20 protein-coding genes are annotated in these 12,411 nt (G+C 33.7%); 16 read left to right on the top strand and 4 right to left on the bottom strand.

Going from position 1 to position 12,411, the window contains the following annotated elements; translation table 11 throughout:
* Nucleotides 1-5: 5 nt before the first annotated feature.
* From murG to ABH961_RS11160, 4 genes are all read left to right on the top strand, one after another.
* Complete coding sequence (gene murG / locus ABH961_RS11145) at nt 6-1,064, top strand: undecaprenyldiphospho-muramoylpentapeptide beta-N-acetylglucosaminyltransferase (protein WP_088064408.1); 1,059 nt, start codon at nt 6-8, stop codon at nt 1,062-1,064.
* Between the two features lie 96 nt (nt 1,065-1,160).
* On the top strand, nt 1,161-1,421 hold the full coding sequence (locus tag ABH961_RS11150) for a DUF3966 domain-containing protein (protein WP_000817963.1): 261 nt from the start codon (nt 1,161-1,163) through the stop codon (nt 1,419-1,421).
* Nucleotides 1,422-1,523: 102 nt separating this feature from the next.
* Entirely contained in the window at nt 1,524-1,898 is a 375-nt protein-coding gene (locus ABH961_RS11155) for a nucleoside 2-deoxyribosyltransferase (RefSeq protein ID WP_404519402.1), read from the top strand.
* A gap of 79 nt (nt 1,899-1,977) precedes the next feature.
* Entirely contained in the window at nt 1,978-2,466 is a 489-nt protein-coding gene (locus ABH961_RS11160) for a hypothetical protein (protein ID WP_141497593.1), read from the top strand.
* Between the two features lie 36 nt (nt 2,467-2,502).
* On the opposite strand, the gene ABH961_RS11165 is transcribed toward ABH961_RS11160, so the two are convergent.
* Nucleotides 2,503-2,814 (bottom strand): hypothetical protein, encoded by a 312-nt coding sequence (locus tag ABH961_RS11165; protein WP_001093232.1) that lies wholly within the window; start codon nt 2,812-2,814, stop codon nt 2,503-2,505.
* 252 nt (nt 2,815-3,066) lie between these two features.
* Between ABH961_RS11165 and ABH961_RS11170 the strand changes: the two genes are divergently transcribed.
* Together ABH961_RS11170 and ABH961_RS11175 are read left to right on the top strand one after the other, a co-directional pair.
* Nucleotides 3,067-3,282 (top strand): DUF3912 family protein, encoded by a 216-nt coding sequence (locus ABH961_RS11170; protein WP_001008334.1) that lies wholly within the window; start codon nt 3,067-3,069, stop codon nt 3,280-3,282.
* Nucleotides 3,283-3,380: 98 nt separating this feature from the next.
* Nucleotides 3,381-3,788 carry a hypothetical protein gene (locus tag ABH961_RS11175; protein WP_048546457.1) on the top strand — a complete coding sequence of 136 codons (408 nt, stop codon included), beginning with the start codon at nt 3,381-3,383 and terminating at the stop codon, nt 3,786-3,788.
* A gap of 233 nt (nt 3,789-4,021) precedes the next feature.
* On the opposite strand, the gene ABH961_RS11180 is transcribed toward ABH961_RS11175, so the two are convergent.
* The 3 genes from ABH961_RS11180 to ABH961_RS11190 all read right to left on the bottom strand — a co-directional run bounded on the left by ABH961_RS11180 (nt 4,022) and on the right by ABH961_RS11190 (nt 6,586).
* The gene (locus ABH961_RS11180; protein ID WP_048546455.1) at nt 4,022-5,416 is read right to left on the bottom strand and encodes an L-cystine transporter; all 1,395 of its coding nucleotides are present in this window, start codon (nt 5,414-5,416) and stop codon (nt 4,022-4,024) included.
* 106 nt (nt 5,417-5,522) lie between these two features.
* Nucleotides 5,523-5,765: a DUF2626 domain-containing protein gene (locus ABH961_RS11185; protein WP_000440719.1), complete on the bottom strand. Its 243-nt coding sequence runs from the start codon at nt 5,763-5,765 to the stop codon at nt 5,523-5,525.
* A 125-nt stretch (nt 5,766-5,890) separates the two neighbouring features.
* Nucleotides 5,891-6,586 carry a helix-turn-helix transcriptional regulator gene (locus tag ABH961_RS11190; RefSeq protein WP_048546453.1) on the bottom strand — a complete coding sequence of 232 codons (696 nt, stop codon included), beginning with the start codon at nt 6,584-6,586 and terminating at the stop codon, nt 5,891-5,893.
* A gap of 205 nt (nt 6,587-6,791) precedes the next feature.
* Between ABH961_RS11190 and comGA the strand changes: the two genes are divergently transcribed.
* From comGA to ABH961_RS11240, 10 genes are all read left to right on the top strand, one after another.
* Nucleotides 6,792-7,835 carry a competence protein ComGA gene (gene comGA, locus ABH961_RS11195; protein ID WP_048546451.1) on the top strand — a complete coding sequence of 348 codons (1,044 nt, stop codon included), beginning with the start codon at nt 6,792-6,794 and terminating at the stop codon, nt 7,833-7,835.
* The gene (gene comGB, locus ABH961_RS11200) at nt 7,828-8,859 is read left to right on the top strand and encodes a competence type IV pilus assembly protein ComGB (RefSeq protein ID WP_098076701.1); all 1,032 of its coding nucleotides are present in this window, start codon (nt 7,828-7,830) and stop codon (nt 8,857-8,859) included. Before comGA ends, comGB begins: the two co-directional genes overlap by 8 nt.
* 11 nt (nt 8,860-8,870) lie before the next feature.
* The gene (gene comGC / locus ABH961_RS11205) at nt 8,871-9,170 is read left to right on the top strand and encodes a competence type IV pilus major pilin ComGC (RefSeq protein ID WP_048546447.1); all 300 of its coding nucleotides are present in this window, start codon (nt 8,871-8,873) and stop codon (nt 9,168-9,170) included.
* Nucleotides 9,167-9,622 carry a comG operon protein ComGD gene (gene comGD, locus ABH961_RS11210; RefSeq protein ID WP_098047944.1) on the top strand — a complete coding sequence of 152 codons (456 nt, stop codon included), beginning with the start codon at nt 9,167-9,169 and terminating at the stop codon, nt 9,620-9,622. The genes comGC and comGD overlap by 4 nt, the downstream gene beginning before the upstream one ends.
* The gene (gene comGE, locus ABH961_RS11215) at nt 9,615-9,917 is read left to right on the top strand and encodes a competence type IV pilus minor pilin ComGE (RefSeq protein ID WP_098088696.1); all 303 of its coding nucleotides are present in this window, start codon (nt 9,615-9,617) and stop codon (nt 9,915-9,917) included. Before comGD ends, comGE begins: the two co-directional genes overlap by 8 nt.
* The gene (gene comGF / locus ABH961_RS11220) at nt 9,887-10,357 is read left to right on the top strand and encodes a competence type IV pilus minor pilin ComGF (protein WP_404519530.1); all 471 of its coding nucleotides are present in this window, start codon (nt 9,887-9,889) and stop codon (nt 10,355-10,357) included. The genes comGE and comGF overlap by 31 nt, the downstream gene beginning before the upstream one ends.
* The gene (comGG, locus tag ABH961_RS11225) at nt 10,354-10,725 is read left to right on the top strand and encodes a competence type IV pilus minor pilin ComGG (RefSeq protein WP_098076695.1); all 372 of its coding nucleotides are present in this window, start codon (nt 10,354-10,356) and stop codon (nt 10,723-10,725) included. Before comGF ends, comGG begins: the two co-directional genes overlap by 4 nt.
* Before the next feature lie 175 nt (nt 10,726-10,900).
* The gene (locus ABH961_RS11230; RefSeq protein ID WP_048546438.1) at nt 10,901-11,551 is read left to right on the top strand and encodes a 2OG-Fe(II) oxygenase; all 651 of its coding nucleotides are present in this window, start codon (nt 10,901-10,903) and stop codon (nt 11,549-11,551) included.
* Nucleotides 11,552-11,669: 118 nt separating this feature from the next.
* Entirely contained in the window at nt 11,670-12,167 is a 498-nt protein-coding gene (locus ABH961_RS11235; protein ID WP_098047940.1) for a shikimate kinase, read from the top strand.
* A gap of 38 nt (nt 12,168-12,205) precedes the next feature.
* A complete protein-coding gene (locus ABH961_RS11240) occupies nt 12,206-12,406 on the top strand; it encodes a YqzE family protein (protein ID WP_000106080.1) in 201 nt (66 codons plus the stop codon).
* Nucleotides 12,407-12,411: the final 5 nt, after the last annotated feature.

Consider the following 12,411-nt stretch of genomic DNA (forward strand, 5'->3'; position numbering starts at 1 on the left):
GACGTATGAAGAAAATAGTCTTTACAGGTGGCGGTTCGGCAGGGCATGTAACACCTAATTTAGCCATCATTCCACATTTACAAGAACAGAATTGGGATATCTCGTATATTGGTTCTCATCAAGGGATTGAGAAAACGATTATAGAAAAGGAAGGCATTCCGTACTATAGTATTTCAAGTGGAAAGCTACGTCGTTATTTTGATTTAAAAAATATAAAAGATCCTTTTCTTGTAATGAAGGGTGTTATGGATGCGTATGTAAGGATTCGAAAACTAAAACCGGATGTGATTTTTTCAAAAGGTGGTTTCGTATCTGTACCAGTCGTAATTGGAGGCTGGCTAAATAGAGTCCCTGTTTTATTACATGAATCTGATATGACGCCAGGACTAGCAAACAAAATTGCGCTCCGTTTTGCTTCGAAAATATTTGTTACATTTGAAGAAGCTGCGAAACATTTACCGAAAGAAAAAGTAATCTATACAGGATCTCCTGTACGTGAAGAAGTGCTAAAGGGAAATCGTGAAAAAGGTTTAGTGTTTTTAGGTTTTTCACGTAAAAAGCCAGTTATTACAATCATGGGAGGAAGTTTGGGCGCAAAGAAAATTAATGAAACGGTTCGAGAAGCGTTACCAGAACTTTTGAAAAAATATCAAATTGTTCATCTTTGCGGAAAAGGTAATCTTGATGAAAGCTTACAAAATAAAGAAGGATATAAACAATTTGAATATATACATGGAGAACTGCCAGACATATTAGCGATAACAGATTTTGTTATTTCACGTGCGGGCTCTAATGCAATTTTTGAGTTTTTAACATTGCAAAAGCCGATGGTTTTAATTCCGCTATCGAAATTTGCAAGTCGTGGAGATCAAATACTAAATGCAGAGTCTTTTGAAAGACAAGGATATGCTTCCGTATTGTATGAGGAAGATGTGACTGTGAAATCACTTATAAAGCATGTCGAAGAATTAAATCAAAATAATGAAATGTATAAAACAGCACTAAAAAAATATAATGGAAAAGAAGCAATTCAAACAATCATTCAACATATTTCAGAGGCATGATGAAACAATCATGTCTTTTTTAGTAGGATGAAAGATTCCAAGGATTGATATTTTTATGTTACAATAACAAATGGATTAGTAGGGAAATTCCAAGTAATGAAGCGTGAAAATACGAATGGATTAGGAGTGACTGTGTTGGAGCTAAGTCTCTATGAAAATACTGCACTTATTATATGCTTTGTGTTGTACGTTGGTAGTGTTATTGTTTATATTTCAAGGAAATTTTCGCAAGAAAGAGAGCTTGAAAAATCAGAAATAACAGCTGAACTAGAAATGTTAGCTGATGAAAGTTATAAAAAGAAGAAAATAAAAGAAGAGCATGAAGAATCCCATCATTTAAACGCAAATAAGTTTTAAAGATGGGGATTTTTTTTTGAAGTCGTTCTTTAGTTCTTTATTATGTTTATAGCAAGTAACGCTAAAAGGAGTTTCCCGTACATAATGAAGGAGTGTATATAAATGAATTTTTATGTCGCCTCAGGATTCCAAAATAAACATCTTGTACGTTCTATAGCAAATGAACTGAAACATGCAGGATGGCACCATACATATGATTGGACAAGAAACGAAAGAGCAGTGAATCAAGATCAATTAAGAGAAATTGGTCAGACAGAAAAGAATGCTATTAAAGAAGCGGATGTCTTTTTACTTATATTAGATGGCGGAAACGGGAGCCATACAGAGTTTGGAATGGCGATTGCGCTAGAGAAAAAGATATATGTATATCATGAAAGAAACCCGCTTCAAACAACGTTCTATCATTTGCCAGAAATAAATATTTTTGAAGGAGATGCAACTGAATTTGCATCTTATGTTATGAATCATGTGAAATAATAGTAACGACCTAAAAGGTTATAAAAGTGATCTTTTGGGAACAGTGATGATAAGAAACGTATATAAAGGAGTATATAATATGAAATTAGAAAATGGATGGGAAACGAGCTTTTTAGAAGTCGTACAAAATAGTGAATTTAAGAAAGAGGCCGTTCTTAGTCAATTGCTTTGTGGGGATAGTGAAGAAGTAGAAGAGCTTGTGGATGATTACGGATATGAAGAGATTATTGAACGCGAACATGATGATGAATTAGCAGAAGTTTTAGGTGAAGAACTTTTCGGTGAGATGGAACGACACGTATTCTTATCTTCACAGCCAGAAGAAAAACTTATTTCATTCGTAAATGGATTAGGTTTTCATGTGTTAGATTGGATCGTTCTTCTTGAAACAGAATTTGGCATTGATAGTGTACACTTTACGTCGGACGCCGTGAAAATGTTAGAAAAACGCTTTAGACAATTTCCATACATAGAAGATAAGACAATTTTTGATATGACATTTGGAGAAGCAATGGATGTATTAGAATCCATTACAGGATTACAACTGAAGGAAAAGATGAACGTATAATGTAAAAAAAGAACGTGATATCCTCACGTTCTTTTTTTACATTATAATAATTTTGTCATCTAGTTTTGTTTGTCCGCTAAGAAGTGCGTTTAAATATTCCACTTTTCTTATACAGGCCTGTATATGTCTTTCAACCTCTTGCAACTCTGCTTGGTGATGTGTTTCAATCGGATGAATTTGTACGTTGAATTTTTCAAATTGACTACTATATGTTATTTCTGCATAGCCGCTCATAATATCCATTTCGTTATGAAATAAAAATTGTTTCGTTTTGTCACAGAATGATACATTCTGAAAGCCATATACTTTTAATGCGTCAATTACTTTTTTAATCATTTTTGTATTCATTTTTTAACCCTCTTTGCGAAGTTCTACTTATATATTATAACATAAAAAATTACATAGAAAGCGCTTCCAAGTGTATTTTATTATAAACTTTACGTTTCAATCACAAAAATGAAACAAAGAAAAAATAATTGTAAAGAAGGGAGGACTCTTTTATTGTTTCGTCATATATATAGAGAAATAGTGCAAGGAAAGGAAAATTTCCGAATTTGAGTTCGTATTTCAAATTTAAGCGCAATAAAAGAGGTGAGAGACTTGAACTTTGATATTGTAGGACAAAAAGCATATATAAAAGATGGACCGCATCGGAACCGAATTGGAATTGTAAAGAACAGCGAGACAAAATTAGAATCGCAGTTTGCTATTGTAATTGGAGAACAAATCATTGATGTAGAGCTAAAGGATATCGTGTTAGTTGGAGTAGACGTAGGACAATTTCATAAATGGTGCGAACAAAATGGTTATTTGTGAAAAGGACGGGCTGTGAGATAATAAAAATAATTGTAGCAGCATAAGAATGAGAGAATACGAGATTGGTATTCTCTTTTTCAGTGTTTTAGGAGGCGAGAATGAAGTATAAAGAACAAGATTTTACATTGGAGTTAAAAGAGAAAATTCAGTGTATGGAGAAGGAAACAGAGAGAATATCATTTAAACTTTTTAAAGATTATTCACATTTGTACATAGAAAAAAACATGGAATTATTTATAGAACTCATCAGAGATAAAGAAGATCCTTTTGAAACAGGATATTATTCATCCATTTCGATAGCTGTATTAGATGAAGAAGGAGAGATGACTGAATTTTATACAGTTCCTATCTGGGAATGTTGTAATTATTTTTTAGGAGTACCGCTTCAAATAAGGTTTTGGGGAAGTAAGTTAAGTGGTGAACTTGTTGATGAAACTTATTGTGAGATAGAGGAGGAGTTAAAGGAGCGGTTGGAAGAGTTTTTACAGTTTGCAGATGAGGAATAATAGTTAGTCTTTAGTTTATAATTAATAGTTATTAAAAAAATGAAAAGTAGCATAATTTAGTTATATCTATACGTAATGATATATAAGTGGTGTTCTTATCATGGCTGAAGTAATTGGTAGAGCTTTATACATAGTGTTTGAAACAATATGTTATGCCTTATGTATAAAAGACAAAGAGGAAGATGAAAAGAACTAAAAAAGGACGCTAACAGTTTTTGTTAGCATCCTTTTTATTATGAAGCAATTTCACCAGTTTTTGTATCATCTTGATTGTACGTATCTTGATCTAATTCACCAAGCCATTTACTAGAAATAAGACCTGCTGTCATAGAACCACTTACGTTAAGAGCTGTACGACCCATATCGATTAATGGTTCAACTGAGATAACAAGAGCGACAATACCGATTGGTAAGTTCATTGTAGATAGTACGATTAACGCTGCGAATGTTGCACCACCACCAACACCGGCAACACCGAATGAGCTAATAGCAACGACAGCGATTAAAGTTAAAATAAATTGTGGTTGTAATGGATCGATTCCTACAGTTGGAGCGACCATCATTGCAAGCATTGCTGGATAAATACCTGCGCAACCGTTTTGTCCGATAGATACTCCGAATGATGCTGCGAAGTTTGCAATCCCTTCGGAAATACCAAGCTTTTCTTTTTGCGCTTCAATATTTAATGGCATTGCACCAGCACTAGAGCGAGATGTGAATGCAAATGTTAATACAGGGAACACCTTTTTTAAATATTGAATTGGATTTAAACCAGATAGAGCAATTAATAATAAGTGGATAACGAACATTATGATAAGTGCCACGTAAGACGCTAACACGAAGTTACCAAGTTTTAAAATAGCATTTATATCGCTACCAGCAACTGTTTTTGCCATAAGAGCTAATACGCCGTATGGAGTAAGACGTAAAATTAATGTTACCATACGCATTACGATTGCATATACAGCATCAAGCATTTTCTTAAATAGTTCTGCTTGTTCTGGATATTTTCGTTTTACCCCTATAAAGGCGATACCGATAAAGGCTGCAAATATTACAACAGAAATTGTTGATGTTGGACGAGCACCTGTTAAATCAAGAAACGGATTTGTAGGTAACAGCTCTAATAATTTATCTGGAATTGTTGTTTTTTCAATAGAAGTAAATCTTTCTTCAACTAGTTTCAGACGAGCAGATTCTGCATCACCTTGTTGCAGGCCTGTTGCAGATACATCAAATCCTGCACTTGCGGCGATACCGACAGCTGCAGCAATTCCTGTAGTAAGAATTAAAATTCCGATAATAAGACCACTAATTTTACCAAGGTTTTTCGTTAACTGTAATTTTGTAAATGCGGAAATAATAGATACTAAAATAAGTGGCATAACGATCATTTGAAGTAATTTCACATAACCGTTACCGATCAAGCCAAACCAAGTATTTGATTCAATAATTACTTTAGAAGTTGGCTCATAAATAAATTGTAATATAAGACCGAATATAATTCCGACTCCTAAAGCAGTAAATACACGTTTATTAAAAGATACATGCTTACGTTGCATATAATATAATACGCCAACTAAGATGAGCATGACTGCAACGTTAATTCCGACAAGCAGTGTATTCATGTTGATTCCCCCTAATTCCAATCTGTTATATAGAATATAAGGTAATAAAACCTATAAGTCAACTAGGGAATTGCGGAATTAAAAAAAAGATGGCAAAATGCCATCTTTAATGTCCAGCTCCAGGGACAAGTAAAAACGTCGTGTAGTATGTAAATCCTATGAAGAAAACAGTTAAATATGCCCCGAATACGTATATATACATACGCTCTGTTAAATTTAAATAGCTTAAAAGTACGAAGAAACCTGTTTGTCCTAAAAATAGTAGTGCGGCCTGTTGCATATCCCCTACGTAAAACATAACCGAGAAAATTCCAGTCCAAAAGCCGAGAACGCGAAACATGCGCTCCATGCCATCTCCCTCCTTTTCTAAAAAAAGTAAACCTCTCCTCATTATAGTTTATTTTTCTTACTATTGTAAATATTCATTCATATAAAAAGAAGCCAATTATAATTGGCTTCTTTTTATATGAGAAATTAAATTGTTAGTTTATAATTACAAGATTTACATCCATCTAGTAGACTATCGTTTCGAGTTAATTCCGTGTTAGGGAATAGGATTTCAAAAATCCCTTTCATCATATCTCCGTGCATATTACAAATTTCAGTTGGGTGATGAACAGCAACCTCTTTAAATGGACAATTGTGTACATCGTAGAAAATTTTCGTTCCATCTGCACTTAATTCAAATGCAGGTGATAAACCAGCTGTTGAGAAAGCTTCTTTTGCAATTTGGACTTTTTGCTCTACTGTTAAAGCATCTTCATTCACATGTAAACGCTGCATATGTTGTTGCATTAACTCGGCCCCGAATTGTTTTCCTGTTTCGTATAGCGCTTTTTCACCAGCGGCGCCAAGGCTAAGTAAAGAATTAAATGCTATTCTTGCTAACAATTGATAATCGCGGAATGGAAATTGTAATTGAATCACATCTTCAGATAATACATATAATCTGCTTGGTCTTCCGCCTTTTCCAGTTTTTTTCGTTTCCGATTTCAGCATATGAACATCTTCTAATTTAGATAAATGTAAACGTGCTACGTTTGGATGAATGGCAAACTCATCTGCAATTTCTTGTACAGTTACGTAACTATGTTTTTGAGAAATATATTTATAAATGTAATAACGAGTTGGGTCAGATAATACACCAGTAATTTTTAAAGCTTGTTCCATGAGGATCTCCACCTTTATCACTTTATCCAAGATAATAACATTATAATACAGATAAACTTCCATATAGGTAATTTCAGACAATAATTCGGAAATTGTTCATAATTTCACAAACATATTTTCCCTTTTTGCTCTAGTGAAAATACAAAAATACCGATTTTTCTGATGGTTTTTTTCATGCTATATACATAGTGGGGAGGGAAAAATGATGAATGGAATTGAAAGCTTTGCGAATATGATTTTGAAAGAGGCGTGTAGGGTACAAGCTTCGGATTTACACATTGTGCCCCGGAAGAAGGATGTAGCGGTTCAACTACGTATAGGAAAAGATTTAATGACGAAACAATACATTGAAAAGGAATTTGGAGAAAAACTTGTTTCACACTTTAAATTTTTAGCATCCATGGATATAGGGGAGAGGCGGAAGCCACAAAATGGTTCATTGTATTTACAAATGGATGGACAAGAAGTATATTTGCGCCTTTCCACGCTTCCAACCGTATATCAAGAAAGTCTCGTTATTCGTCTTCATTTACAAGCATCTATTCAGCCGTTATCTCATCTTTCGTTATTTCCAAGTACAGCGAAGAAACTACTTTCTTTTTTGCATTATTCACATGGGTTACTCGTCTTTACGGGACCGACTGGTTCAGGAAAGACAACAACAATGTATGCATTATTAGAGGTAATTAGAAAAAAGAAAACACGTCGCATCGTTACACTAGAAGATCCAGTTGAAAAAAGAAATGACGATGTATTACAAATTCAAATAAATGAAAAAGCAGGTATCACATATGAGGCGGGACTGAAGGCTATTTTACGCCATGATCCAGATATTATTTTAGTCGGTGAAATTCGTGATGAAGAAACAGCGAAAATTGCTATAAGAGCAAGTTTGACTGGACATTTAGTAATGACGACATTGCATACGAATGATGCGAAAGGAGCGATACTTCGGTTTATGGACTTTGGCATAACAAGGCAAGAGATTGAACAATCTTTATTGGCTATAGCTGCACAGCGACTTGTCGAATTGAAGTGTCCGTTTTGCCAAAGAAAGTGCTCAACTTTATGTAAATCAATGAGGCAAGTAAGACAAGCGAGTATTTATGAGTTGTTATATGGATATGAGTTAAAACAAGCGATTAAAGAAGCAAACGGGGAATGTGTCACATACGAGCATGAGACATTAGAATCTTCGCTACGAAAAGGATACGCTTTAGGATTTTTAGAAGAGGATGTGTATGTTTAAGAGAATATGGAGTTTAAGTGATCAAGTAGTATTACTGAAACGATTAGGAGAACTATTAGAAAAAGGATACTCCCTTTTGCAGGCATTAGAATTTTTACAGTTTCAATTACCTTTAGAAAAGAAAGTACAATTGCAGCGTATGATTGATGGGTTAAAAGATGGAAAAAGTCTACACGATTCTTTTCATCAATTAAAGTTTCATCAGGAGATGTTAAGCTATTTATTTTATGCCGAGCAACATGGTGATATTTCTTTTGCGTTGCAACAAGGGAGCTCACTTCTTTATAAAAAGGATAAGTATAGGAAAGATATGATGAAAATAATGCAGTATCCTATGTTTTTGGCGTTCTTTTTAATAATCATGATTTTTGTTTTTAACCGCATTTTATTACCGCAGGTTGACATGGTATATAGTTCGTTTGGTTCTACAGCACCTTTACTTACAGAACAAATATTAAGTGCAATTAAGCTGCTACCCTATCTTATTATGAGCACTATTTTTATCGTCTTAATTGGCTGTAGTGTATATATAGTTTACTTTCGGAAGCTCCCGCATATGAAGCAGATAAAAATTATGCTTCGTATTCCCCTCATAAAAACATTTCTTATTTTAAAGCATTCGCATTATTTGGCTACTCAATTGAGCGGCTTATTACACGGAGGACTATCGGTACTTGAGGCTATAACAATAATGATGGAGCAAAAGTATCATCCATTCTTTCAGTATGAAGCGGGCCGAATTAAACACCAATTAATTGCGGGAGAACCGTTGCAAGCTATTATTGCAAAAAGTGGATATTACGAGGAAGAGCTATCTTATATTATTACGCATGGACAAGCAAATGGTAATTTGGCAATTGAATTAGGTGACTATAGCGATCTTATCATGGAGAAGATGGAGCAAAAAGTTAAACGTATGTTAGTGATCATTCAACCGATTTTGTTTACGTGTATTGGAGGAATAGTCGTTCTTATGTATTTAGCGATGATTATGCCAATGTTTCAAATGATGAATTCTATTTAGGAGGTATTTACATGCAAAATGAGGAGGGATTTACCCTTTTAGAAATGTTATTAGTTATGGTCGTTATAACTGTACTATTACTATTAATTATTCCGAATGTAGTTACACAGCGTTCATCCGTCGAAGGAAAAGGATGTAAAGCCTATGTGAAATCTATAGAAGCGCAAATACAAGCATACCATTTACAACATAATAAAATTCCTTCGCTAAAAGAGCTAAGGGATGAAAAATATATTACATCTGATAAGTGTCCGAATGGTGAATCCATTCATATTTCAAATGATGGCACAGTAACAACTGGGAAACTGTGAAACAAAAAGGTTTTACTCTTTTAGAAATGCTACTCGTTCTCTTTGCAATTTCTGTGCTAAGTATGGTCATGTATTACAATGTACATTCGTTATATGAAAAACGGAAAATCGAACAATTTTTGAGGCAGTTTTCAAATGATATTTTGTATATGCAACAATTAGCGATAAACCGTCAAAAACATTATACATTACGATGGTATAAAGATAGACATATGTACTATATAGGGGAATCGAGTACGAATCTTGCTATCATTAAAAGAGAATATGATAGCGATATACAAATTGATTTGAATACTTTTCCCAATCCGATGACATATAATCCGAGTGGAAATATTAATAGAGGTGGTACAATTTTACTTTCGTATCGAAGTTATAAATATGAGGTTGTATTTCAGCTTGGAAGAGGGAGATTTACGTATCGTGAAATGTCAAAAAGGGTCAGTGATGGCTGAGATGCTTGTAGCATTAAGTATAGTAATGATGGCGGTATCTTTACTACTTCCGCAAACAGTATTAATTATGCAAGAACGAAAGAATATACAGATGCGTTATAATGCATTTGTATTATTAAAAAGGGAAGCAGCTTTATATATGTATGAAAATGAGGCGAAACAACAGAAAGAAAAAGTCATAAATGGAAATGTATATTACACATATTGGGGAGGAAATGAAGTTTGTGCTATGTGGAAAGATGTGAAAGGAAGAATGATGGAACAATGCTTTTATGCAGGAGAAAAAACAAATTAGAAGTTGGATTTACATTAATAGAAATGATCGTATGTTTTTTTCTGTTATCACTGTTCTTTTTACTCTTGCCACGTTTAAACTTTATCGGAATAGAAAACAAACAATTGAAAGGATTAAATAATTGGGAATGGGATGTGTTTATAGGACAAGTACAGTTAGAGTTTCGTGAAGTATCTTTTGTAGAAAAAATAGTCCCTGAAAATAAAGATAATCTTTTGCGCTTCCGTCTTCGTACTGGAGATGAAGTGACGTATGAAAAATTGAATAATCATCTTATAAGAAAAGTGAATATGCGCGGAAGAGAAGTTATATTACAAAATGTTGAAATGGTTTCGTATGAAGTAACACCTCATTTGCTCTTTATAAATGTGAAAGATATGAGTGGGAAAATATATGAAGGTGTAGCTGTCAGGTATAGCGAAATGGAAATAAATACATGAGAAAACAAGCTGGATTTACGATGCCAGGAACAATCATTTTTCTTGTATTATTAACTTCGTTCTTTGTATACGAAACGAATATGTTGCTTATAGATAAAAAATTTTATATTGAAATAGAGCAAAAGTTTGTACTGGAAGAACTACTAAATCGATCAATTACAAATATAAAAAAAGACTTACAGCAAAAAGAAAAGGAAGATACTTTTTTCTTTCAATATGAAAAAGGCGAAGCAAGTGGAAATTACGTCTTTGAAAACGATGATATACTCGTTTCGTTGCAGTGCAAAATTAAACAGGAAATTTTGTATAAAGTAAGTTTTTGGTATAGAAAAAAGGATGAAAAAATATTCGATTGGATAGAAGGATAGTCTGTGAAATATACGGACGAAAACCATAATTTCTCATTTTGTAATAGGTTGTTTTTTAAAAGGAAATGGATAAATAAAACAATTGAAAGTTTAAATTTTCTCAAAAAAGAGAAAGGTAGAAAGAATATGATATATTCAAGCTATCCAAACATATTTTTTTAGGGAGAATAGGGAAATGATAAATAACAATCAAATAGGTGAAAATAAGGAACAAACTATTTTTGATCATAAAGGAAATGCAATTATGACAGAAGATAGGGAAATACACATTATTTCAAAATTCGAAGAACCTCTTATTGTCGTGTTAGGAAATGTATTAAGTGATGAAGAATGTGGAGAATTGATTGAATTGTCTAAAAGTAAAATAAAGCGTTCTAAAGTTGGTTCATCACGTGATGTAAATGATATTCGAACGAGTAGTGGTGCATTTTTGGACGATAATGAACTTACTGCGAAGATTGAAAAACGAATTTCATCTATCATGAATGTTCCTGTGTCGCATGGAGAAGGATTGCACATTTTAAATTATGAAGTGGATCAACAGTATAAAGCGCATTATGATTATTTTGCAGAACATAGTAGATCAGCTGCTAATAATCGTATTAGTACGCTTGTCATGTATTTAAATGATGTAGAAGAAGGCGGAGAAACGTTCTTTCCGAAATTAAATCTTTCTGTACACCCTAGAAAGGGAATGGCAGTATACTTTGAGTATTTTTATCAAGACCAATCATTAAATGAGCTGACGTTACATGGAGGGGCACCTGTAACGAAAGGTGAAAAATGGATTGCAACGCAGTGGGTGAGAAGAGGCGCTTATAAGTAAAGGCGTGTATGAGACGTTTTGTTCTTCATTGTATAAGAAGAACAAAACGTTTTTTTATTAAATAATGGAATCATTCGTTATAATAACAAATAATAACGAATGATTGAGAGGAACGAACATGAAATCTATATACATAACCGGTTATATGGGAGCTGGGAAAACAACAATTGGAAAAGCGTTAAGTAAAGAACTTCATATGGATGTTGTCGATACAGACCAAAAAATTGAAGAGAATCAGGAGAAGGCAATTCGTGATATTTTTGCCGAAGAAGGCGAAATCGCTTTTCGGGAATATGAAAGTGAAATGTTACGTTCACTACCGAGTTGTAATGTAATTATTACAACTGGTGGTGGAATCATCGAGCGAGAGGAAAACCGAAAGTGGATGAAGGAAAATGGAACTGTCGTGTATTTATATTGTGATCCACATGTAATTGCAGAAAGACTTCGTGAAGATACGACACGTCCACTATTTCAGAAGAAAGATATAGAGGCATTTGTGGCAAAATTTGAATCGCGCCGAGCTCATTATGAAGAGGCTCATATACATATTGATACGACGAATAAATCGGTAAAACAGATTATGAATGAGTTAAAAGAAAAGATTAATGAATAAAAAAGTGGACATACTAATCAAGTAGAGGTGATGATAATATGTCTACTAATGATTATGTTCGCTTTGTGACGCAGCAGTTTGTGTCGTATATGGATGCTCCAAAAGAAGATCGTAAACAAAAGAAAGAACAACGTCGTGCTGAAAAAGAGCCATTTATGAATAAATGGTTTGGTGTTATGCCGCTTAGTGCTGCTTTGTTTTATCGAAACGTAAAAGATAAAAGAAAAAAATCAAGTTAACGATT

The sequence above is a fragment of the Bacillus sp. RC251 genome (genome assembly GCF_044908765.1).
GTDB classification, from domain to species: Bacteria; Bacillota; Bacilli; order Bacillales; family Bacillaceae_G; genus Bacillus_A; species Bacillus_A wiedmannii.

Excerpts from the sequence above, each read along its gene's own strand:
- comGA (WP_048546451.1), top strand. The coding sequence starts at position 6,792 with ATGAATGGAATTGAAAGCTTTGCGAATATGATTTTGAAAGAGGCGTGT.
- ABH961_RS11165 (WP_001093232.1), bottom strand. The coding sequence starts at position 2,814 with ATGAATACAAAAATGATTAAAAAAGTAATTGACGCATTAAAAGTATAT.
- ABH961_RS11150 (WP_000817963.1), top strand. The coding sequence starts at position 1,161 with ATGAAGCGTGAAAATACGAATGGATTAGGAGTGACTGTGTTGGAGCTA.
- ABH961_RS11230 (WP_048546438.1), top strand. The coding sequence starts at position 10,901 with ATGATAAATAACAATCAAATAGGTGAAAATAAGGAACAAACTATTTTT.
- murG (WP_088064408.1), top strand. The coding sequence starts at position 6 with ATGAAGAAAATAGTCTTTACAGGTGGCGGTTCGGCAGGGCATGTAACA.
- comGE (WP_098088696.1), top strand. The coding sequence starts at position 9,615 with ATGGCTGAGATGCTTGTAGCATTAAGTATAGTAATGATGGCGGTATCT.
- comGG (WP_098076695.1), top strand. The coding sequence starts at position 10,354 with ATGAGAAAACAAGCTGGATTTACGATGCCAGGAACAATCATTTTTCTT.
- ABH961_RS11175 (WP_048546457.1), top strand. The coding sequence starts at position 3,381 with ATGAAGTATAAAGAACAAGATTTTACATTGGAGTTAAAAGAGAAAATT.
- ABH961_RS11240 (WP_000106080.1), top strand. The coding sequence starts at position 12,206 with ATGTCTACTAATGATTATGTTCGCTTTGTGACGCAGCAGTTTGTGTCG.
- ABH961_RS11190 (WP_048546453.1), bottom strand. The coding sequence starts at position 6,586 with ATGGAACAAGCTTTAAAAATTACTGGTGTATTATCTGACCCAACTCGT.
- ABH961_RS11160 (WP_141497593.1), top strand. The coding sequence starts at position 1,978 with ATGAAATTAGAAAATGGATGGGAAACGAGCTTTTTAGAAGTCGTACAA.
- comGC (WP_048546447.1), top strand. The coding sequence starts at position 8,871 with ATGCAAAATGAGGAGGGATTTACCCTTTTAGAAATGTTATTAGTTATG.
- ABH961_RS11235 (WP_098047940.1), top strand. The coding sequence starts at position 11,670 with ATGAAATCTATATACATAACCGGTTATATGGGAGCTGGGAAAACAACA.
- comGF (WP_404519530.1), top strand. The coding sequence starts at position 9,887 with ATGCTTTTATGCAGGAGAAAAAACAAATTAGAAGTTGGATTTACATTA.
- ABH961_RS11155 (WP_404519402.1), top strand. The coding sequence starts at position 1,524 with ATGAATTTTTATGTCGCCTCAGGATTCCAAAATAAACATCTTGTACGT.
- ABH961_RS11185 (WP_000440719.1), bottom strand. The coding sequence starts at position 5,765 with ATGGAGCGCATGTTTCGCGTTCTCGGCTTTTGGACTGGAATTTTCTCG.
- ABH961_RS11180 (WP_048546455.1), bottom strand. The coding sequence starts at position 5,416 with ATGAATACACTGCTTGTCGGAATTAACGTTGCAGTCATGCTCATCTTA.
- comGB (WP_098076701.1), top strand. The coding sequence starts at position 7,828 with ATGTTTAAGAGAATATGGAGTTTAAGTGATCAAGTAGTATTACTGAAA.